18 protein-coding genes are annotated in these 21528 nt (G+C 69.1%); 13 read left to right on the top strand and 5 right to left on the bottom strand.

What is annotated here, in order from left to right:
• Window positions 1-141: 141 nt before the first annotated feature.
• Both AAHB17_RS10165 and AAHB17_RS10160 read left to right on the top strand, forming a co-directional pair.
• Entirely contained in the window at window positions 142-2142 is a 2001-nt protein-coding gene (locus tag AAHB17_RS10165; RefSeq protein WP_342130447.1) for an ATP-binding protein, read from the top strand.
• Window positions 2139-3506, top strand: coding sequence for a sigma-54-dependent transcriptional regulator (locus AAHB17_RS10160; RefSeq protein ID WP_342130446.1), 1368 nt, complete (start codon window positions 2139-2141; stop codon window positions 3504-3506). The genes AAHB17_RS10165 and AAHB17_RS10160 overlap by 4 nt, the downstream gene beginning before the upstream one ends.
• Before the next feature lie 2 nt (window positions 3507-3508).
• Here AAHB17_RS10160 and AAHB17_RS10155 read toward each other — a convergent pair whose 3' ends face one another.
• From AAHB17_RS10155 to xdhA, 4 genes are read right to left on the bottom strand one after another with little or no spacing between them, the layout of a single operon-like run.
• On the bottom strand, window positions 3509-3781 hold the full coding sequence (locus AAHB17_RS10155; protein ID WP_342130445.1) for a DUF167 domain-containing protein: 273 nt from the start codon (window positions 3779-3781) through the stop codon (window positions 3509-3511).
• 8 nt (window positions 3782-3789) lie between these two features.
• Entirely contained in the window at window positions 3790-4134 is a 345-nt protein-coding gene (locus tag AAHB17_RS10150) for a zinc ribbon domain-containing protein YjdM (RefSeq protein WP_342130443.1), read from the bottom strand.
• Window positions 4135-4181: 47 nt separating this feature from the next.
• A complete protein-coding gene (gene xdhB / locus AAHB17_RS10145; protein ID WP_342130442.1) occupies window positions 4182-6482 on the bottom strand; it encodes a xanthine dehydrogenase molybdopterin binding subunit in 2301 nt (766 codons plus the stop codon).
• Window positions 6479-8056, bottom strand: coding sequence for a xanthine dehydrogenase small subunit (gene xdhA, locus AAHB17_RS10140; protein WP_342130441.1), 1578 nt, complete (start codon window positions 8054-8056; stop codon window positions 6479-6481). The genes xdhB and xdhA overlap by 4 nt, the downstream gene beginning before the upstream one ends.
• A gap of 81 nt (window positions 8057-8137) precedes the next feature.
• Here xdhA and AAHB17_RS10135 point away from each other — a divergent pair, with 81 nt between their 5' ends.
• The 7 genes from AAHB17_RS10135 (at window position 8138) to AAHB17_RS10105 (ending at window position 16148) form a co-directional block, all read left to right on the top strand.
• Complete coding sequence (locus tag AAHB17_RS10135) at window positions 8138-9097, top strand: LysR family transcriptional regulator (protein WP_342130440.1); 960 nt, start codon at window positions 8138-8140, stop codon at window positions 9095-9097.
• 51 nt (window positions 9098-9148) lie between these two features.
• Entirely contained in the window at window positions 9149-10699 is a 1551-nt protein-coding gene (locus AAHB17_RS10130) for an ABC transporter ATP-binding protein (RefSeq protein WP_342130439.1), read from the top strand.
• Window positions 10686-11750 carry an ABC transporter permease gene (locus tag AAHB17_RS10125; protein ID WP_342130438.1) on the top strand — a complete coding sequence of 355 codons (1065 nt, stop codon included), beginning with the start codon at window positions 10686-10688 and terminating at the stop codon, window positions 11748-11750. Before AAHB17_RS10130 ends, AAHB17_RS10125 begins: the two co-directional genes overlap by 14 nt.
• Before the next feature lies 1 nt (window position 11751).
• Window positions 11752-12672, top strand: coding sequence for an ABC transporter permease (locus AAHB17_RS10120; RefSeq protein ID WP_342130437.1), 921 nt, complete (start codon window positions 11752-11754; stop codon window positions 12670-12672).
• Window positions 12673-12754: 82 nt separating this feature from the next.
• Window positions 12755-13900: a BMP family ABC transporter substrate-binding protein gene (locus AAHB17_RS10115; protein WP_342130435.1), complete on the top strand. Its 1146-nt coding sequence runs from the start codon at window positions 12755-12757 to the stop codon at window positions 13898-13900.
• A gap of 104 nt (window positions 13901-14004) precedes the next feature.
• A complete protein-coding gene (locus AAHB17_RS10110; protein ID WP_342130434.1) occupies window positions 14005-15042 on the top strand; it encodes an adenosine deaminase in 1038 nt (345 codons plus the stop codon).
• A 26-nt stretch (window positions 15043-15068) separates the two neighbouring features.
• Window positions 15069-16148, top strand: a complete 1080-nt coding sequence (locus AAHB17_RS10105; RefSeq protein WP_342130433.1) for an enolase C-terminal domain-like protein — start codon at window positions 15069-15071, stop codon at window positions 16146-16148.
• Window positions 16149-16157: 9 nt separating this feature from the next.
• On the opposite strand, the gene add is transcribed toward AAHB17_RS10105, so the two are convergent.
• Window positions 16158-17165, bottom strand: a complete 1008-nt coding sequence (gene add / locus AAHB17_RS10100) for an adenosine deaminase (protein WP_342130432.1) — start codon at window positions 17163-17165, stop codon at window positions 16158-16160.
• Between the two features lie 157 nt (window positions 17166-17322).
• Between add and AAHB17_RS10095 the strand changes: the two genes are divergently transcribed.
• The 4 genes from AAHB17_RS10095 to dcd all read left to right on the top strand — a co-directional run bounded on the left by AAHB17_RS10095 (window position 17323) and on the right by dcd (window position 21527).
• Window positions 17323-18405, top strand: coding sequence for a BMP family ABC transporter substrate-binding protein (locus AAHB17_RS10095; RefSeq protein ID WP_342130431.1), 1083 nt, complete (start codon window positions 17323-17325; stop codon window positions 18403-18405).
• 494 nt (window positions 18406-18899) lie between these two features.
• Window positions 18900-20195, top strand: coding sequence for a guanine deaminase (guaD, locus tag AAHB17_RS10090; protein ID WP_342130430.1), 1296 nt, complete (start codon window positions 18900-18902; stop codon window positions 20193-20195).
• 53 nt (window positions 20196-20248) lie between these two features.
• Window positions 20249-20866, top strand: coding sequence for a LysE family translocator (locus AAHB17_RS10085; protein ID WP_342130429.1), 618 nt, complete (start codon window positions 20249-20251; stop codon window positions 20864-20866).
• Between the two features lie 88 nt (window positions 20867-20954).
• Window positions 20955-21527 (top strand): dCTP deaminase, encoded by a 573-nt coding sequence (gene dcd, locus AAHB17_RS10080; RefSeq protein ID WP_342130427.1) that lies wholly within the window; start codon window positions 20955-20957, stop codon window positions 21525-21527.
• The last annotated feature ends 1 nt before the right edge of the window (window position 21528 follow it).

Genomic DNA, 21528 nt, shown 5'->3' with positions numbered 1-21528 from the left:
TTCTCGCTCACTGCGTGTAGCGCGAATCCCCCCTCAAGCGGGCAACACCAGCCGTCCGGCCAAGCCGGCCCGGCGGTGTTTCCCGGTGGGGCCCGTGCATGCGTGGCGGCGCGCGCGCCGGCTGGCCGTATGCTTGCTTCCATGATGTTCCGGACTCTCGCCGCTGCACCCGAGCCCGATCCCTCGCCGCAGGCCCTCGCGCCACGCCGAGGCACCGGCGAGGTGCTGGCCCGCGTGGCCCTGCTGATGGTGGCGCTGCTGCTGATCGTGGCGGCCGGCGCCTGGGTGTACGAGCGCAGTTTTGCCCGCGGCGCGGCCAGCCTCAAGGCGGCGTCGAACGACCGGCTCGACCTGTTCGCCTCGGTGGTCGAGGCGCGCGTGCGCCGGCTGGAGCCGGTGCCGGCCACCATACAGCTCAACCCTGGCGTGGTGCGGCTGCTGCGCGAGCCCAGCGCGGCGCACACCACGGCGGCCAACGACTACCTGTCCCGCCTCAACGCCCACCTGGGCAGCGAGGCGGTGTTCGTGCTCGATGTGCGTGGCGTGGTGCGGGCCTCGAGCAACACCACCCAGCACGACGACAGCCAACTCGGCGAGGACGTGTCCTACCGCCCCTACTACCTGGAGGCCCTGGCCGGCCGCTCGACGCGGCATTTCGCGATCGGCAGCGGCGACACCGCCGGCTATTTCGCTTCCCACCCCATCTACGACGGCGCCCGGGTGGTGGGCGTGGCCGCGATCAAGATCGGCCTGGCCGCGCTGGAGCAGACCTGGACCATGCTGGGCGCGCCGGCGCTGGTGGCCGACGCCAACCAGGTGGTGATCCTGTCGTCCCAGGCACCCTGGCGCTACACCGCGCTGGCCGGCCTGTCGCCCGAGCGCCGGGTCGACCTGCACCTCAGCCGCATCTATGGCACGCTGCACTTGCCGCGTTTTCCGCTCGACGTGGACCTGTCGGTGGACGAGGACAGCCAGGAGGTGCAGGGCTGGCTGCGCCTGCACGACACGCCGGTGCCCGACGTGACCGGGTTGCCCGCCGGCCCGGCCGGCTACCTGGTGCTGGGGCGCTCGCTGGACGGCATGGACTGGCGGGTGCTGATCTTCAGCAGCCTGGCGGCGGTGCGCCAGCAGGCCCTGGTCGATGGCGTGGGCGGCGCCATCGCGCTGGCTTTCGTGATGCTGCTCGCCCTGTACTGGGCGCAACGCGGGCGCATCGAACGGCAGAAGATCGGCGCCAAGCGCCTGCTCGAACAGGCCAACGCCGAGCTGGAGCAGGAGGTGGGCCGCCGCACGCAGGAGCTCACCGATGCGAACGCCCTGCTGCGCAAGGAGGTGGCCGAGCGCGAACACACCGAGCAGACCCTGCGCGCGGCGCAGGACGAGCTGGTGCACGCCGGCAAGATGGCCGTGCTGGGCCAGCTCGCGGCCAGCATCACCCACGAACTCACGCAGCCGCTGGGTGCGATACGCACCCTGTCGGGCAATGCGGCCGAATTCCTGCGCCGCGGCAACCACGACGCCGCGCAGCAGAACCTGTCCATCATGTCTCGGCTGGTCGACCAGATGGCGCGCATCATCAACCCGCTCAAGAGCTTTTCGCGCAAGTCCACCGCCACCCCCGAGGCCACCGACGCTGGTCGGGTGGTGGAGCAGGCGCTGTTCCTGTTCCAGCTGCGTCTGCGCGACGAGCGGGTGGAGGCCGACAACCGCTGCCTGCCCGGCCAATGGGTGCTGTGGTGCGATGCCAACCGCCTGGAGCAAGTGCTCATCAACCTGATCGGCAACGCGCTCGACGCCATGCGCGAGGCGCCGCACAAACACCTGCGGATCAACGCCGAGCTGGTGCCGGGCGACGGCACGCCCGGCGCCGCGGCGCCGGCCCTGGCCATCCACGTGCTGGACAGCGGCAAGGGGCTCAGCGCCACCGACATGGCGCACCTGTTCCAGCCCTTCTACACCACCAAGGCCACGGGCGCGGGCCTGGGGCTGGGCCTGGTGATCTGCCGCGATATTGCCGCAGAATTCGGGGGCGAACTGCGCGCCCGCAACATCCCCGAGGGTGGCGCCTGCTTCAGCCTGACCGTGCCCCTGTACCTCGCCGCCACGCCCCCGAACCCTGTCCCGGATCCCGCCACCCCATGAACAGCGCGCTGACTGTCTACCTGGTCGAAGACGATGCCGCCGTGCAGCTGGGCTGCGTGCAGGCCCTGCAGCTCGCCGACATCCCGGTGCGTGCCTTCGATTCGGCCGAGTCCCTGCTGCCCCACATCGGCCCCGGCTGGGCCGGCGTGGTGGTGACCGACATGCGCCTGCCCGGCGCCGACGGCCTGTCCGTGATCCGCGAGGTCAACGACATCGATCCCGACCTGCCCGTCATCATGATCACCGGTCACGGCGACGTGAACCTGGCGGTGCAGGCCATGCGCAGCGGCGCCTACGATTTCATTCCCAAGCCCTTCTCTCCCGAGCAACTGGTGGAGGTGGTGTTGCGCGCGCTCGAAAAGCGCCGTCTCACCCTGGAGGTGGCCAATCTGCGCCGCGCGCTGTCGCTGAGCGAAGGGCTGGAGGGCCAGCTGGTGGGCAACTCACCGGCCATCCGGCGCGTGCGCCAGCTGGTGATGGAGGTGGCCGATTCGCCGGTGGATGTGCTCATCCGCGGCGAGACCGGCACCGGCAAGGAGGTGGTGGCCCGCGCGCTGCACGACCACTCGCGCCGCCACAAGGCGCCCTACGTGGCGCTGAACTGCGGTGGCCTGCCCGACACGCTGCTGGACAGCGAGCTGTTCGGCCACGAACCCGGGGCCTTCACCGGGGCGCAGAAGCGCCGCATCGGCCGCATCGAACACGCCGACGGCGGCACCCTGTTCCTCGACGAGCTCGAGAGCATGCCCATGGGCGTGCAGGTCAAGCTGCTGCGCGTGCTTCAGGAGCGCTGCCTGGAGCGCCTGGGGTCCAACCAGAGCGTGCCGCTGGACGTGCGTGTGGTCGCCGCGACCAAGGACGATCTGCTGGCGCGCGCGCAACAGGGCAGCTTCCGGGCCGACCTGGTGTACCGCCTGAACGTGGTCAACATCGAGCTGCCGCCCCTGCGCGAGCGGCGCGACGACATCCCCATGCTGCTGGAGCACTTCGTGCTGCTGGCGGCCAGCCGCTACGGGCGCCCGGAGCCCAAGATCCCGCAGGCGCAGATGCGCCAGTTCATGAGCCGCGACTGGCCCGGCAACGTGCGCGAGCTGCGCAACGTGGCCGATGCCCTGGTGCTGGGGGTCGGGCCACAATGGGTGTCGCCCCACGATCCGGTGGTCCACGCGGGCGACAGCGAGTCCGTGCCCTCGCTGACCGAGACGGTGGACCAGTTCGAACGCGCCCTGATCGCCGACGCCCTGCAACGCCATGCCGGCAACGTGGTGCAGACGGCCAAGGCGCTGCGCATCGCCAAGACCACCCTGGCCGACAAGGTGCGCAAGCACGGTCTGGGCAAGGGGGAGTTGCCGACCGAGTCCTGAATTCAGCGGGCCTGATCCAGGCCCAGTGCCTGCGCCAGCTGCGCGTCGTTCAGGCCTGCCACGTCCACCCGCTTGGTGCGGCCCGATGCGCCCAATTCGATGGTGATGGCGGACTTGGGCACGCCGCAGCGCTCGGCCAGGAAGGCGACCAGCGCCTTGTTGGCCGCACCGTCCACGGGTGGCGCTTTGAGTTGGATCTTGGGTTTGCCATCGTGCAGGCCCACCAGCTGTGTCTGTTTCGCGCCGGGCTGGCAGTAGACAACGGTGCGGGCCATGCCGGGTTTCAGGACTTTCGCACGAAGGCGGACTTCAATTGCATGGCACCCATGCCTTCGATGCGGCAGTCGATGTCGTGGTCGCCCTCGACCAGGCGGATGTTCCGGACCTTGGTGCCGACCTTGATGACAGACGAGGAGCCTTTGAGTTTGAGGTCCTTGACCAGCGTGACGCTGTCGCCGTTGGCGAGCAGGTTGCCGAACGCGTCCTTCCAGGTCTTCTGTGGCTCATCGGCGGCCGGGGCCAGCGCCGTGTGCCGGCTCCACTCGTGCGCGCATTCGGGGCAGATGAGCAGGTCGCCGTCTTCGTAGGTGAACGCGGATTGGCATTCGGGGCAGGGGGGAAGGCTCATGGGTGGTCGGACTTCAGTTGGCGTCTGGAGCCCAAGCATAACGGGCCTCACGCCCCGCAGGCCCGCAGCACCTCCTCGGCCGTGGCCGGCGCGTTCATGGCCTCTGGGCGGCCACCCGCCTGCGCCACGGCGTCGCGCAAGGCCTCGAACACGCTGATGGCCAGCATGAAGGGCGGTTCGCCCACGGCCTTGCTGCCGTGCACGTTGTCCTCGCGGTTGGGCTCGGGCCAGAGGTCCACCTTGAAGTGGGCGGGCACGTCGCCGGTGGCCGGAATCTTGTAGGTGCTGGGCGCGTGCGTCTGGAGGTAGCCCTTGTCGTTCCACACCAGCTGTTCGGTGGTCAGCCAGCCCATGCCCTGCACGAAGCCGCCCTCGATCTGTCCGATGTCCAGCGCCGGGTTGATGCTGTTGCCGACGTCGTGCAGGATGTCCACCTTGAGCACGCGGTTCTCGCCGGTCAGGGTGTCGATCGCCACCTCGGTGCAGGCCGCGCCGTAGGCGAAATAGTAGAAGGGCCGGCCGGTCAGGGTGGTCTTGTCGTAGTGGATCTTGGGCGTGCGGTAGAAGCCGTCGCTCCAGAGCTGGATGCGGTTGGCGTAGGCGGCCTGCACCACGTCGGCGAAACGCCGGCGCTGCACCGGCGAGCTGATCCAGCCGTCCGCGAAGGCCACGGCGCCGGCGCCGCAGCCGTCGAGCCCGGCCACGAAGGCGGCCAGGTTGTCGCGCACGTGGCGGGCCGCGAACTGCGCCGCCCGACCGTTGAGGTCGGTGCCGCTGCTGGCGGCGGTGGCGCTGGCGTTGGGCACCTTGCTGGTGTCGGCGGCGGTGGACAACACGGTCTCGAAGGGCACGCCCAACTCGTCGGCCACGATGGCCGCCACCTTGGTGTTCAGACCCTGACCCATCTCGGTGCCGCCGTGGTTCACTTGCACGCTGCCGTCGGTGTAGACGTGGACCAGCGCGCCGGCCTGGTTGAACAGCGTGGCGGTGAAGCTGATGCCGAACTTGACCGGGGTGATGGCGATGCCCCGCTTGATGACCCCGCTGCCGGCGTTGAAGGCCGCGATCTCGGCGCGCCGCCGCTGGTAGTCGCTGGTCAGCGCCAGCTGCTGGAGCAGCGGGTGCAGGATGTTGTCCTCCACCGCCATCTGGTAGTGGGTGACGTTGCGCTCGGTGGTGCCGTAGAGGTTGCGCTGGCGCACCACGAGCGGGTCCAGGCCCAGGCGGCGGGCGATGTCGCCCAGGATGCGCTCGATCACGATCACGCCCTGCGGCCCGCCGAAGCCCCGGAAGGCGGTGTGGCTCTGGGTGTTGAGCTTGCAGCGGTAGGACGCGATGTGCACGTCCTCCAGAAAATAGGCGTTGTCGGCGTGGAAGACGGCGCGGTCGGCCACCGGGCCGGAGAGGTCGCCCGAGAAGCCGCAGTTGGCCAGCATCTCCAGCTTCAGGCCATGGAGCAGGCCGCTGTCGTCGAAGCCGACCTCGTAGCTGTAGGCGAAAGGGTGGCGCTTGCCGGTGACCATGAAGTCGTCGTCGCGGTCCAGGCGCAGCTTGACCGCCGCGCCGAACTTGCGCGCCGCGATGGCCGCCCACACCGCCAGGTGGCCGGACTGGGTTTCCTTGCCGCCGAAGCCGCCGCCCATGCGCCGGCACTCCACGGTGACGGCGTGGTTGTGCAAGCCCAGCGCGTGCGACACCCAGTGCTGCACCTCGCCCGGGTGCTGGGTGCTGCTGTGGATCTGCCACTGCTGCTGCTCCTTCGGGAGCACGTAGGCGATCTGGCCTTCGAGGTAGAAGTGTTCCTGCCCACCCACCTCGAAGCGGCCTTGCAGCCGGTGCGGCGCGCCGGCCAGCGCCGCGTCGGCGTCGCCGCGCCGCACATGGACCGGCGGCAGCACATAACTTTGCCGCGCATGGGCCTCGTGCACGTCCAGCACGGCGGGCAGGGCTTCGATGTCCAGCTTCACCTGGCGGGCCGCGCGGCGCGCGCTCATCACGTCGCGCGCCACCACCAGGCCCACCACCTGGCCGATGTGCTGCACCGTGTCGATGGCGAAGATGGGTTCGTCGTGACCGAAGGCGGCCAGGATCTTGTCGCCCGGGATGTCCTGGTGCAGCACCACGCCGACCACGCCCGGCATGGCCAGGGCGGCGCGGGTGTCGACGCCACGCAGGTGACCGTGGGCGACGTGGGACAGGATGGGCGCGGCGTACAGGGTGCCGCGCACTTCCGGGATGTCGTCGATGTAGGTGGCGGCGCCGGCCACCTGGGCGGCGGCGCTTTCGTGCGGGCGCGAGACGCCGGCCGCCAGCGGATTGAGTTTCAGTGCGGTGTCGGGGGCGTTCATGCCAGCACTCCTGTGCGTGAAAGGGTTTCCAGGCTCACGGTGGTGGCGCCCTGCTGGTCCAGCCACAGGCGCTGCAGCAGGTTGCCCAGCACCGTGCGGCGGTAGGCGGCGCTCGCCCGCATGTCGGAGATGGGTTGAAACTCGCCGCGCAAGGTGGCCACGGCGGTGTTGACGGTCGCCAGGGTCCAGGGCTGACCGACCAGGGCCGCTTCGGTTTGTGCCGCGCGCACCGGGGTGGCGGCCACGCCGCCGGCGCCGATGGAGGCCGAGGCCACCACACCGTCGCGGATGACCAGGCGCACCGCCAGGCAAACGGCCGAGATGTCGTCGTCGAAACGTTTGCTGATCTTGTAGACGCGGCTGAATTCGTCCGCCGTGGCGGCGGGCACCTCGATGCGCAGCAGCAGCTCGTCGGCGGCCATCACGTTCTGTCGGTAGCCGGTGTAGAGCTGCTCCAGGGGCAGGCGGCGTTCGACCACCTGGCCGGACCGCCAGGCGCCCAGGACCACCGCCGCGCCGAGCGCGATCAGCAGCGGCATGCTGTCACCGATCGGTGAGCCGTTCGCCACGTTGCCGCCCAGCGTGCCCGAGCTGCGCACCGGCAGGCCGGCGAAGCGGGCGGCAAAGGCGTGCAGCTGCGGGCGGTCCTGTTCCAGCGCCGCGAAGGCGTCGCTCAGGCGCACGGCGGCACCGATGGACAGCCAGGCCTGGCCACCGTGCTGCACCCGGGCGATCTGGCGCAGCTCGGCTGCGGCCGTGGTGTCCAGCACCTGCGCATATTGTTTGTGCATCTTGGTGACCCACAGGCCCACGTCGGTGCAGCCGGCCACCACCTGGGCCTGCGGGCGCGCGGCGCGCAGGCGCAGCAACTCGGCCGCGCTGGGGGGCATCAGGTAGGCGTCGTCGTCCGCACGCTGGGCCTGGGGCAGGGCGGCCAGCTGCTTCAGCAGCGCCGCTTCGTCCACCGCCACGCGCGGCAGCTCGGCCATCTGCTGGGCGGCGTCGAGGATGGGCCGGTAGCCGGTGCAGCGGCACAGGTTGCCCGACAGGTCTTCCTGCGCCAGCTCGCGGGTCACGGCCTGCCCCTGGCAGACGCGGTTCTGGTACATGCCGAACAGGCTCATCACGAAGCCCGGGGTGCAGAAGCCACATTGCGAGCCGTGGTGGTCGACCAGGGCCTGCTGCGCCGGGTGCAGGCTGGGACCGGCCCCGCCGCCGGGCCGCCCCACGGCGGGGTCAGCCCCCGCGGGGGGCAGCGAACCACGCGCAGCGGGGAGCGTGGGGGCAATGTCCTCTGCGGTCCAGACCGCCAGGCCATCGACCGAATGCGCCAGCCGGATGCAGCTGTTGATGGCGCGGTATTCGATGTGATCGCCGCATTTTTCACCCAGCACCACGGTGCAGGCGCCACAGTCGCCTTCGCCGCAGCCCTCCTTGGTGGCGGTGGCGCCCAGGTCCTCGCGCAGCAGCTCCAGCAGCGTGCGGGTGGGTGGTACATTGAACATTTGAACGGCCTCGCCTCGGCGCACGAAGCGCAGCGGGCGGTTCTCGGAAGGGGCGGTGCGTGGGTCCATGCGCGCCAGCATATCGCTCCTCTTGGCTCTGTCCATACGTTTGACCGTATGCATGCGATGCGGCGAAGGGTATTCACCGGCATGAAAGACCAGCTACTGTTCGACAAGATTGATTTGCACCTCATCCGGGTCCTTCACACCGTGCTCACCGAACGCAGCGTTTCCAAAGCCGCACTCCGCCTGGGCATGTACCAGCCGGCGGTGAGCGCCGCCTTGAAGCGCCTGCGCGATCTCTCGGGTGACCCGCTTCTGGTGCGTTCCGGCACCGGCATGGTGCCCACCGCCACCGGCCTGCGCATGGTCGAGCCGGCCGGCGCCATCCTGCGCAGCGCGGAAGTGATGTTTTCCGAGGCCCGCAGCTTCGACCCGGCCACCGCGCGCCACACCTTCAGCCTGGCGGCCAGCGATTACCTGGACCCGCTGTTCCTGCCCCAGCTCGTCACCCGCATCAAGGCCCAGGCGCCGCTGTGCCCGATCGACATCCACCCGCTGTCGGCCGATTCGGACTACCGTGCCCACCTGGCCTCGGGCCATTTCGACGTCGTGATCGGCAACTGGCCCAAGCCGCCCGAGGACCTGCACCTGGGTCGGCTGTTCGGCGACGAGGTGGTGTGCCTGGTGTCGCAGCAGCACCCGGCCGTGCGCCGGGGCTGGGACGTGGACGCCTGGCTGGCGTCCGAACACATCGCGCCCACGCCCACCCACCCGGGCGCGCGTGGCGTCATCGACGAGCACCTGGCCTCGCTGGGCCTGTCGCGCAACATCACCGCGCGTTGCCCCCATTTCGGCCTGGTGCCCAGCATGGTGGCATCGAGCTTGCTGGTGCTGACCACCGGCCGCCAGTACTGCGAGCGCTTCACGGCCGGTCTGCCGGTCAAGATCCTGCCTTGCCCGGTGCCCTTTCCGCGCTTGATGTACTACCAGCTCTGGCATGAACGCACCCATTCCTCCACCGCCGCGCGCTGGCTGCGTGAGCAGGTCAAGTCCGTGGCCGGCACGCTACAGCGCGAGCCGTCCACCCCGGGCGACGACGGCACCTGAGTTTTTCCGCAGACACAACAAGAAGATTCCATTTCCACCGAGACAACACCCATGACCGTCAGCCGATTGCAACTCACCGGCATCACCAAACGCTATCCCGGCGTGGTGGCCAACAAGGACGTGCACCTCACCGTCGCGCCCGGCGAAATCCACGCCGTGCTCGGCGAAAACGGCGCCGGCAAGTCCACCCTCATGAAGATCATCTACGGCGCCGTCAAGCCCGACGAAGGCGCCGTGCTCTTCAACGGCAAACCGGTGCACATCCGCAACCCGCAGGAGGCGCGGGCCCTGGGCATCAGCATGGTGTTCCAGCACTTCAGCCTGTTCGACACCCTGACCGTGGCCGAGAACGTGTGGCTGGGCCTGGACAAGAGCCTGTCGCTGGACGAGGTCACGCGCAGCATCACCGCCAAGGCGGCCGAATACGGGCTGGACATCGCGCCCGAGCGCCCGGTGCACACCCTGAGCGTGGGCGAGATGCAGCGGGTCGAGATCATCCGCGCGCTGCTCACACAGCCGCAGCTGCTGATCCTGGACGAACCGACCTCGGTGCTGACGCCGCAGGCGGTGGAGAAGCTGTTCGTGGTGCTCAACAAGCTGGCGTCCGAGGGCTGCAGCATCCTCTACATCAGCCACAAGCTGCACGAGATCCGCGAACTCTGCACCGCCTGCACGGTGCTGCGTGGCGGCCAGGTCACCGGCGTGTGCAACCCGCAGGAGGAAAGCAACGCCTCGCTGAGTCGCCTGATGATCGGCGCAGAGCCGCCGGCCCTGGCCGCCCGCGCGCAGCGCGCTGGCGCGGCCGTGATGCAGGTGCGCGGCCTGACGCTGCGCAGCGACGACCCGTTTGGCACCGACCTGGCGGACATCAACCTCACGGTCTGCGCCGGCGAGGTGGTGGGCATTGCCGGCGTGTCGGGCAACGGCCAGGGCGAACTGCTGTTCACCCTGTCGGGCGAGGACCGGCGCGCGCCGCCGGGCAGCATCACCGTCAGCGGCAACGACGTGGCCCGTCATGGCCCCGGCAAACGCCGCGCCCTGGGCCTGCACTTCGTGCCCGAGGAGCGCCTGGGCCGCGGCGCCGTGCCCACCCTGGGCCTGGCGCACAACCTGCTGCTGTCGCGGCGCGACGCCGTCGGCGCTGGCGGCTGGCTCAAGCTGGGTGCGCTGCGCACGCAGGCGCAGGACATCATCACCCGCTACAAGGTCAAGGCCGCCGGGCCGGACGCGGCGGCCAAGTCGCTCTCGGGCGGCAACCTGCAGAAGTTCATCGTCGGCCGCGAGATCGAGGCCAAGCCGCGCCTGCTGATCGTCAGCCAGCCCACCTGGGGCGTGGACGTGGGGGCCTCGGCGCAGATACGCGGCGAGATCCTGGCCCTGCGCGACGCCGGCTGCGCGGTGCTGGTGGTCAGCGAGGAACTGGACGAGCTGTTTGAAATCTGCGACCGGCTTTATGTGATGGCCAAGGGCCGCCTGTCGCCCAGCATCGACCGCAGCAAGGCGTCGGTGACGCAGATCGGGGAATGGATGTCCGGACTGTGGAACGAGGGCGCCGCCGCAGCGGCTGCCCAGCACGCGGAGGTGGCCCATGCTCAAGCTTGAAGCGCGCCCCCAACCGTCGGGTTTCTGGGGCTATGCATCGCCCATCCTGGCGCTGCTGGTCACGGTGGTGATCGGTGTCATCCTCTTCATCGCCCTGGGCAAGGACCCGGTGCGTGGCCTGCAGGTCTTCTTCTGGGAGCCGATACGCAACCTCTATGCGGTCAGCGAGCTGATGGTCAAGGCCACGCCGCTGCTCATCATCGCCCTGGGCCTGGCCGTGTGTTTCCGTTCCAACGTCTGGAACATCGGCGCCGAAGGGCAGTTCGTCATCGGCGCCATCACCGCCGGTGGCGTGGCCCTGCTGGCCGACAAGACCACTGGCCCCTGGATCGTGCCGGCCATCCTGCTGGCCGGGGTGCTGGGCGGCATGGTCTGGGCCGGCATCACCGCGCTGCTGCGCGACCGCTTCAATGCCAACGAGATCCTGGTCAGCCTGATGCTGGTCTATGTGGCGGTGCAGGTGCTCAACTACCTGGTCTACGGGCCCTGGAAAGACCCGCTGGGCTACAACTTCCCGCAGACCAAGACCTTTGACGCGGTGACCAAGATCCCGCGCCTGATGGACGGCTCGCGCGTGAACATCGGCCTGCTGCTGGCCTTGGCCGGCGTGGCCAGTGCCTGGCTGTTCCTGTTCCGCACCTACTCGGGCTTTGCCCAGCAGGTGGGCGGGCTGGCGCCGGCGGCGGCGCGCTACGCCGGGTTTTCCTCGCGCAAGGCGCTGTGGATCGCGCTGCTGAGCTCAGGCGCGGCCGCCGGCCTGGCCGGTGCGCTGGAGGTGGCCGGCCCCATCGGCCAGCTCACGCCCTATGTGCCGGCGGGTTACGGCTTTGCCGCCATCATCGTCGCCTTCGTCGGCCGGCTGCACCCGGTGGGCATCGTGTTCTCGGCCCTGCTCATGAGCATGTTCTACATCGGCGGCGAGCTGGCGCAGTCGCGCCTGGGCCTGCCCAAGTCCATCACCGGTGTGTTCCAGGGCCTGCTGCTGTTCTCGCTGCTCGCCGCCGACACCCTGATCGCCTACCGCGTTCGTTTCACCGCGAAGAAAGTCTGAGATGGAATCCACCGCACTTTTGATCGCCGCCTCGCTCAACGCCGGCACCGTGCTGGCCATTGCCGCGCTGGGCCTGTTGATCAACGAGAAGGCCGGCATCGTCAACCTGGGCGCCGAAGGCATGATGTTGTGTGCCGCCCTGGCCGGTTTCGCCACCGTGGCCACCACCGGCAGCACCACGCTGGGGTTCGTGGCCGGCATGGCCGCTGGCGCGTTGCTGGCCGCCATCTTCGGCGTGCTGGTGATCTGGCTCAACACCAACCAGTACGCCACCGGCCTGGCCTTGTCGCTGTTCGGCGGCGGCTTTTCGGCCTTTGCCGGCATCAACTACGTGCAGGCCAAGCTGCCCGAGCAGGCGCAGCACGCCATTCCCGTGCTGTCCGACCTGCCTTTCCTGGGCAACGCGCTGTTCAAGCACCACCCCATGGTCTACGCCGGCGTGGCCATCACGCTGGGCCTGATCTGGTTCCTCTACCGCACCCGCGCCGGCCTGGTGCTGCGCAGCGTGGGCGAAAGCCCCGAATCGGCCCACGCCCTGGGCTACCCGGTGCGCCGCATCCGGCTGCTGGCGGTGGTGGCCGGCGGGGCGCTGTGTGGCCTGGCGGGCGCCTACGTGTCCACCGTCTACACCCCGCTGTGGGTGGAGGGCATGATCGCCGGCAAGGGCTGGATCGCGCTGGCCCTGACCACCTTCGCCACCTGGCGCCCGGCCCGCGTGCTGCTCGGGGCCTACCTGTTTGGCGGCGTGACCATGCTGCAGTTCCACCTGCAGGGCATCGGCGTGGACGTGCCCAGCCAGTTCCTGACCATGCTGCCCTACCTGGCCACCGTGGTGGTGCTGGTGCTGATCTCGCGCAACCCGCAGTGGATACGCGTCAACATGCCCAGCTCCATCGGCAAGCCGTTTTATCCAGGTGGTTGATGGTCCCCCGTCGCTTGTGCGCATTCGTGCTACACAATAGGCTTTGTCGTTTTTTTCATTCCCAACCCAGCAAGAGGTTTCCATGATCGACCTGAACAAGCGTTCCCTCATCAAGCTCACGGCCCTGACGGCCGTGGCCAGCGCGGCCCTGATCGGCTGCGGCAAGAAGGAAGAGGCGCCCGCGCCCGCTGCGGCACCGGCCGCCGCACCGGCACCCGCCAAGCCCGAGCCGCTGAAGATCGCGTTCGCCTACGTCGGCCCGGTGGGTGACGGCGGCTGGACCTTTGCCCACGACAACGGCCGCAAGGCGGTCGAGGCCGAGTTTGGCGACAAGGTCAAGACCAGCTTCGTCGAAAGCGTGCCCGAGAGCGCCGACGCCGAGCGCGTGATCCGTGACATGGCCCAGCAGGGCAACAAGCTGATCTTCGGCACCACCTTCGGCTACATGGAGCCCATGCTCAAGGTCACGGCCGACTTCAAGGACGTGAAGTTCGAGCACGCCACCGGCTACAAGACCGCCGACAACATGCGCACCTACGACAGCCGCACCTACGAAGGTGCCTACATGGCGGGCGTGATCGCCGGCAGCATGACCAAGTCCAACACCGTGGGCGTGGTCGGCTCCATCCCCATTCCCGAGGTGATCCGCAACATCAACAGCTTCACGCTGGGCGCGCAGTCGGTCAACCCCAAGATCAAGACCAAGGTGGTCTGGGTCAACGGCTGGTTCGATCCGCCCAAGGAAACCGAAGCCGCCACCTCGCTGATCAACGGCGGCGCTGACGTGCTGTTCCAGAACACCGACTCGTCGGCCGTGCTCCAGACCGCCGAGAAGATGGGCAAGCGTGCCTTCGGCTGGGATTCGGACATGACCGCCTACGGTCCCAAGGCCCACCTGGCCTCGGCCGTCATCAACTGGGGCCCGTACTACAAGAAGGCCGTGGGCGATGCGCTCAATGGCACCTGGAGCACCGGCTCGGCCTGGTGGGGCGTGAAGGAAGGCGCGATCGACATCGTGTCCATCGCCGCCGACGTGCCCGAGGCCGCCAAGAAGCGCATCGACGAGGTCAAGGCCGGCCTGAAGGACGGCAGCTTTGCGATCTGGAAGGGCCCCATCGTGGGCCAGGACGGCAAGGAAGTGCTGGCCAAGGACACGGTCGCCGACGACAAGTTCCTGGGCGGCATCAAGTTCTACGTCAAGGGCGTGGAAGGCAAAGTGCCGCAGTAAGGCCTTCACGGCCGAGGCTGAAATGGGCTACCTTCGGGTCGCCCATTTTTTTTGATTTTGACGCACCGCCGCCCGCGTGGCGGCACCCCCTTCGGAGCCTGCCCATGACCACCTTGCCTCCCATCGCCCCCGAACGCCTGGTCGAGTTGCTCCAGACCGCGCCCAAGGCCGAACTGCACATCCACATCGAAGGCTCGCTGGAGCCCGAGCTGATTTTTGCGCTCAGCCAGCGCAACGGCATCGCCATTCCCTACGCGAGCGTGGACGAGCTGCGCCGCGCCTACGCTTTCAGCAACCTGCAGAGTTTTCTCGACATCTACTACGCCGGCGCCAGCGTGCTGATCACCGAGCAGGACTTCTACGACATGGCCTGGGCCTACCTGCTCAGGGCCCAGGCCGACCACGTGGTGCACACAGAGATCTTCTTCGACCCCCAGACCCACACGGCGCGTGGCGTGGCGATGAAGACCGTGATAGCCGGCCTGCACCGCGCCTGCGTGGACGCCCAGGCGCGGCTTGGCGTGAGCGCCAGCCTGATCCTGTGTTTCCTGCGCCACCTGAGCGAGGAAGACGCCTTCGCCACGCTGGAGGACGCCCTGCCACACCGCGACAAGTTCATCGGTGTGGGCCTGGATTCGAGCGAGGTCGGCCACCCGCCGGAGAAGTTCGCGCGTGTGTTTGCCCGCTGCCGCGAACTGGGCTTCCACCTGGTGGCCCACGCTGGCGAGGAAGGCCCGCCGGCCTACATCTGGACCGCGCTGGACCTGCTCAAGGTCGAGCGCATCGACCACGGCGTGCAGTCCACCCGCGACGCCGCGCTGATGCAGCGCCTGGCGGCCGACCGCATCCCGCTCACGGTCTGCCCGCTGTCCAACCAGAAGCTGTGTGTGTTCCCCAACCTGGCCGACCACAACCTGGGCCGCCTGCTCGACGCCGGCCTGGTGGCCACCGTCAACTCCGACGACCCGGCCTATTTCGGCGGCTACATGAACGACAACTTCCTGCAGACCTTCGCCGCCACGGGCCTGGGAGTGCAACACGCCCACACACTGATGCGCAACAGCTTCGAGGCCAGCTTCCTGGCGCCGGCCGCCAAACGGGCGATGCTGGACCGGGTGGACGCCGTCTTCCTGGCTGGCTGAACCGCACCTGCGACCAGGAGCCGACCATGAACGAACTGAGCATTGCCGACATCCGTGCGCGTGCCGTCGTCGCGCCCTTGCAGCGGCCCATCCGCACGGCTTCGGGTTCGATCGAGGCGGCGCCGCTGGTGCTGCTCGATGTGATGACCGAGCAGGGCCTGACCGGCTGCGCCTACCTGTTCGCCTACACCCCCGCGGTGCTGCCGGCGCTGACCGCCCTGGTGGACCAGATCACCCCCATGCTGCGCGGCCAACGGGTGGTGCCGCTGGACCGCCAGCAGCAGTTGCTGCGCCAGTTCCGCCTGCTGGGCGTGCAAGGGCTGCTGGGCATGGTCTTGTCCACGCTGGACATGGCCTTCTGGGACCTGCTGGGCAAGGCCGCGGGCGTGCCCGTCGTGCGCCTGCTCGGTGGCGAACCCCAGCCGCTGCGGGCCTACGACAGCTGGGGACTGGTGGATCCCGGGCGCGATGCGGCGGGCCTGGAGCGGTCGGTCGGGGCGGGGTTTGCCGGCATCAAGATCAAGCTGGGCGGCGGTGAGCTGGCCGACGATCTGGCGACCGTGCGCGAGGTGCGCCGCATCATCGGCGACCGGGTCGCGCTGATGGTCGACTACAACCAGAGCCTGACGCCCACCGAGGCCTTGCGCCGGGTGCGGGCGCTGCAGGCCTTTGACCTGGCCTGGGTGGAAGAACCCGTGGCCGCCGAGGACCTGCAAGGCCACGCCCAGGTGCGTGTGCAGTCGCCCGTGCCCATCCAGACCGGCGAGAACTGGTGGTTTCCCCGCTCGGCGCAGCAGGCGCTGGACGCGGGCGCCTGCGACCTCATGATGCCCGACCTCATGAAAATCGGTGGCATCACGGGCTGGCTCAGTGTCATGGGCCTGGCCCACGCCGCGTCCATGCCGGTGTCCAGCCACCTCTTCATCGAGGCCAGTGCCCACGTGCTGGCGGTCACCCCGACCCGCGACTGGCTGGAGTTCATGGACTTTGGCGCTGCCATCCTGCAGACCCCGGCCCGGCTCGAACAAGGCTGCGTCACTGCCCAGGGCCCGGGCCTGGGCATGGCCTGGGACGAAGACGCGGTCGCGCGTTGCCGCGTGGGTTGAAGGCCGCTCTCACCAGGCGGCCAGCCGCGCGCTCAGGGCCGCGCGGGTGTCCGCGTCGGCAAAGCTGGCGTCTATCGACGTTTGGGCCAGGGCCCGCACGGTGGTGTCGTCCCAGCCGAAATGGTCGGCACAGAGCGCGTATTCGCCCGGCAGGCTGGCCCCGAGCAGGCTGGGGTCGTCGGTGTTGAGCGACAGGCGCACACCGGCCTGGCGCAGCCGCTCCAGCGGGTGGGCGTCCAGCGAGGGGTAGACCCCCAGGGCCAGGTTGGAGCTCGGGCACACGCCCAGTGCGATGCCGCGCTCCACCAGCAGGGCCACCACGGCGGGGTCCTCCATGGCGCGCACGCCGTGGTCGATGCGGTCGGCGCCCAGCAGCTCCACCGCGTCGCGCACCCCGTCGGCGCCGCTGGATTCGCCCGCGTGCACGGTGCGCCGGAGCCCGGCCCGGCCGGCGCGGCGGAAGGCCTCGGCAAATCGCGGCCCGGTGCGCCCGGCCGTGGCCTCGTTGCCGTCCACCGACAGCGCCACCACCCGTGGGTGGCGCCAGGCGGCGAGCAGGTCCACCAGCTCCACGGCCTGGGCGGCGGTCTGGGTGCGCAGCAGGCTCACACACAGGCCCACCTTGGGCAGGCCGTCCTGTTCGGCTTCGCGGAATCCCGCGTCCAGGGCGTCGAGCAGCTGGCGCAACCGGCCGTGCCAGGCGCTCCAGTGGGTCGGGTTGACGATGAGGTCGGCGTAGCCGGTGCCGTCGCGCTGCAGGCGTTCGCAGAACGCCCGCGCCAGGGCGGCCAGCCGCTGCGGCGTGTGGGCCAGGCCGCAGGCCCAATCGAGGAAGTCAAGGAAGTCGGCCAGGCCACTGAACTGCAGCAACTGCTCGCGCGGGCGGGGCATGGGCTGGCGGGCCTCGATCGCCCACTGTTCGAGCAGGGCGGGCTCGAACGTGCCTTCCAGGTGCACGTGGACTTCGGCCTTGGGCAGGGCGATCAGGCGGGGCAGGGTGGGGCTGGTGTTGGGCATGACGCCATGATCCCGCATGGCTGCGCGCGGGCCATGCGCCGGGGCGTATGGCCTTCATAGCCGCCGCGCCATGGAGGCCGGCGGTAAAATGGAGCCGCGCGCCGGTGCTTCCCCGGCGCGCTTTTTCATTGTTCCGGAAGCCATGTAGAGGACTACCATGTACAAAAACCTCGCCGCCACGCTCGTGGCCGCTTGTTGTTTCTCCCCCGTTTTTGCCCAATCCGCCGCGCCTGCCCAGCCCCCGCTGAAGGCGGCGTTTGTCTATGTGGCGCCGTTGACCGACGCCGGCTGGGTGCGCCAGCACGACGACGCCCGCAAGGCGGTCGAGGCCGCGCTGGGCAACAAGGTCCAGACCACCTATGTGGAGAACGTGGCCGAGGGCCCGGACGCCGAACGCGTGATCCGCGACCTGGCGCGCCAGGGCCACCAGCTCATCTTCACGCCCAGCTTTGGCTACATGGAGCCCACGCTCAAGGTGGCGGCCGAGTTCCCGAACGTGAAGTTCGAATCGGTCACCGGCTACAAGACGGCGCCCAACGTGGCGGTGTCCAACGCGCGCTACTACGAGGGCCGCTACCTGGCGGGCGTGGCCGCCGGCCACATGGCCTCGTCGGCGGGCTACGTGGCCGGTTTTCCCATCCCGGAGGTGCTGCAGGGCATCAACGCTTTCACGCTGGGCATGCGTTCGGTCAACCCCAAGGCCGAGCTGCGCGTGATCTTCCTCGGCGAGTGGTTCAACCCGCCGCGCGAGCGCGACGCCGCCATGACGCTGATGAACCAGGGTGCCGAGGTGCTGGCCTTCCACACCGGCAGCACGGCGGTGATGGTGGCGGCACAGGAGCGTGGCAAGCTGGCCGTGGCCTACCACTCCGACATGCGCAAGGCCGCGCCCGACGCGCAGCTGGCCGCCGTCACCCACCAGTGGGGCGACTACTACACCCGCCGCGCCCAGGCGGCCCTGGACGGCACCTGGAAAAGCGAGCGCCTGTGGGGCGGCGTGAAGGAGGGCATGATCCGCGTCGACCACTTCGGCCCCAAGGTGCCGGCCAAGGTGCGCGACGAGGTGATGGCGCGGCAGAAGGACATCGCGGGCGGCAAGCTCCACCCGTTTGCCGCCCGGGCCGACGTGAAGGACAACGAGGGCAGGCTCGTGATCGCCAAGGGGGCGACACTGAGCGACGAGCAGATCCTCAACATGAACTTTCTGGTTGAAGGTGTGCTGACAAAGCTGGCACGCTGAGGCTTCGTTCGGACGGGCGGGCGGGGCCGGCTGGCGCGTGCGCCCGTTCTCCGGCCCACTCGCGGGCGTCTGCCCGTGCAAGCCGACGCCACCTCGTCAACGCCGTGTGGGCGCGCGGTTTCTGTGGCAACCGCAAATAGGGCCTGCGCCCGGACGCCCTCACCAGCCGACCCAACGAGGTGTGGGCACGCCCAGGCAGGCTTGTCCAGGTATCTCTCACAGGTGGAGGGTGGCGTCCGTGGGCGCAGGCCCTATTTGCGGTTGCCTCAGAGCCTGCATGACGTGGCGGTGTTGACGAGCCAGCGGTGGCGGACCCGTGCATGCGACCGCGAGTGGGCCGGAGCCCACGGACGACGCCCTCCGCCTGGCGCGAGGTCTGCACCCAGCACAACCCAGCACAACCCAGCTCAACCCAGCTCAACCCAGGGCGACGGATAAACACTATCCATCCCACCGCATAAACACGGAGGCGGATTGCGCTAACCTCAACCACCATGAAAGCCTACCGCGCCGCCCTCCTGCGTTTTGACGACGCCCACCAGCCCCTGTACGACGAGGACGGCCTGCTGGTCATCGGGCCCGACGAGCGCGGCCAGCAGGTGGTGCGCGCCGCCGGGAACTTCAACACCCTGAAGGACCGCTACCCCGGCGTGGCCATCGAACACCTGCCTGGGCGCCTCATCGCGCCGGGCTTTGCGGATCTGCACATCCACTACCCCCAGACCGATGTGATCGGCTCGCCTGCCGAAGGCCTGCTGCCCTGGCTGGAGAACTACACCTTCCCGCACGAGTCCCGTTTCAGCGACCCGGCCTACGCCGCCGAGGTGGCCACGTTTTTCCTCGACGAACTCGGGCGCAACGGCGTCACCACCGCGCTCACCTTCGCCACCTCGCACCCGCAGTCGGTCGACGCCCTCATGGGCGAGGCGCGCGCGCGTGGCCTGCGCCTGGTGGCGGGCAAGGTGCTGCAGGACCGCCACTCGCCCGACGGCGTGCGCGACCAGACCGAACAAAGCCTGCGCGACACCGAGGCCCTGATCGCCAAGTGGCACGGCGTGGACCGGCTGGGCTACGCCATCACGCCGCGTTTTGCGCCCAGCTGCTCCGACGCGCAGATGCGCGGTGCGGGCGAGATCGCCGCCGCGCATCCCGACGTCTGGATCCAGTCCCACGTGGCCGAAAACCTCGACGAAGTGAAGTGGGTGCGCGAGCTGTATCCCCAAGCGCGCTCCTACCTCGACGTCTACCGCCAGTTTGGCCTGCTGCGCGAGCGCGCCGTCTACGCCCATTGCATCCACTTCGATGACCACGACCGCGCCCTGATGCGCGAGACCGGTGCCGTCGCGGCGGTGAGCCCCACCAGCAACCTGTTCCTGGGCAGCGGCTTCTTCGACTACGCCGCCGCCGACCAGGCCGGCATGGGCTATGGCCTGGCCAGCGACGTGGGTGGCGGCACCAGCTTCAGCCCCTTCCACACCATGCTGGCCGCCTACCACGTGGGCCGTGCGGGTGTCACCGGCGGTGGTGCGTTCAAGCAGGGCCTGAGCCTCAAACCCTCCCAGCTGTGGTGGCAACACACGGCCGGCGCGGCGCGGGCCATGGGCCTGGGTGGCGTGGTGGGCAACCTCACGCCCGGGCACGAGGCCGATTTCGTGGTCATCCGCCCCGACGCCACGCCGCTGCTGGCGCGCAAGACGGCGCAGGCGGATTCGCTGGAGGAGCTGCTGTTCGCGCTGATCGTGCTGGGCGACGACCGGCTGATCGAGCGCACGGTGGTGGCTGGGCGCTGACCGGCGCGGGGCTCGCGCCGCTCGCGGCGACAATTCCGGCCAAAGGGGACTCCATGAAGCTGTACGTGTTGTTTGTGGCCATGGCGGCGGTGACCGTGTTGAGCCCGGGGCCGGGTGTGGTGATGACGTTGAGCAACGCGCTGCGTTACGGCATGCGGTCGACCTTGGGTGGCATCCTGGGCATCGCCACCGGGGCGCTGGTGGTGGCGGCCTTTTCGGCCACCAGCGCGGGCGCGTTGCTGGCAGCCTCGTCGCTGGCCTTCACGGTGCTCAAGCTGGCCGGCGCGGCCTACCTGATCTACCTGGGCATCAAGCTGTGGCGCTCGCCGCCCTTCGTGTTCAGCGCGTCCTCCGCGCCGGCGGCGGGTTTCGGGCGCCGTTTCGCCGAGGGACTGTCGCTGCAGTTCACCAACCCCAAGGCCATCTTCTTCTTCCTCTCGGTGTTTCCCCAGTTCATCGATCCGGCGCAGGACTACGCCTCGCAATTCACCGCGCTGGTGCTGACCTACAGCGCGCTGGTGGTGCTGATCCATTCCGGCTACGCGTTCTTTGCCCAGTCGGCCCAGCGCTGGCTGCGTTCCGAGCGTGGCGGGCGGCAGGTGAACCGCGTCGCGGGCACCACCTTCGTGCTGTTCGGCCTGGCCCTGGCCACGGCCAAACGGGCGCCGTGACGCAGCGTGTGGCGCGGGGCGGTTCGGCGGCCGGCCGCGCTCTGCCTACAATCACGCCCACCCCATCCCGCAACACCCGAAGACACCCATGAGCATCAAGAGCGACAAGTGGATACGCCGCATGGCCGAGCAGCACGGCATGATCGAGCCCTTCGAGCCGGGCCAGGTGCGGCAGGTGAATGGCCAGAAGGTCATCAGCTACGGCACCAGCAGCTACGGCTACGACATCCGCTGCGCGCCGGAATTCAAGGTCTTCACCAACATCCACAGCACGGTGGTGGACCCGAAGAACTTTGACGAGAACAGCTTCGTGGACATCAACAAGGATGTCTGCGTGATCCCGCCCAACAGCTTCGCGCTGGCGCGCACCATGGAGTACTTCCGCATTCCGCGCAACGTGCTGACCATCTGCCTGGGCAAGAGCACCTACGCGCGCTGCGGCATCATCGTCAACGTCACGCCCTTCGAGCCCGAATGGGAGGGCTACGTGACGCTGGAGTTCTCCAACACCACGCCTCTGCCGGCCAAGATCTACGCCGGCGAGGGCTGCGCCCAGGTGCTGTTCTTCGAGAGCGATCCCGACGACGTCTGCGAGACCAGCTACAAGGACCGGGGCGGCAAGTACCAGGGCCAGCATGGCGTGACCCTGCCGCGGGCCTGAG

Source organism: Hydrogenophaga sp. OTU3427 (assembly GCF_038440225.1).
Taxonomy (GTDB): domain Bacteria; phylum Pseudomonadota; class Gammaproteobacteria; order Burkholderiales; family Burkholderiaceae_C; genus Hydrogenophaga.
The sequence above is the reverse complement of the archived record's forward strand: the minus strand, read 5'-3'. Positions and strand labels throughout refer to the sequence as shown.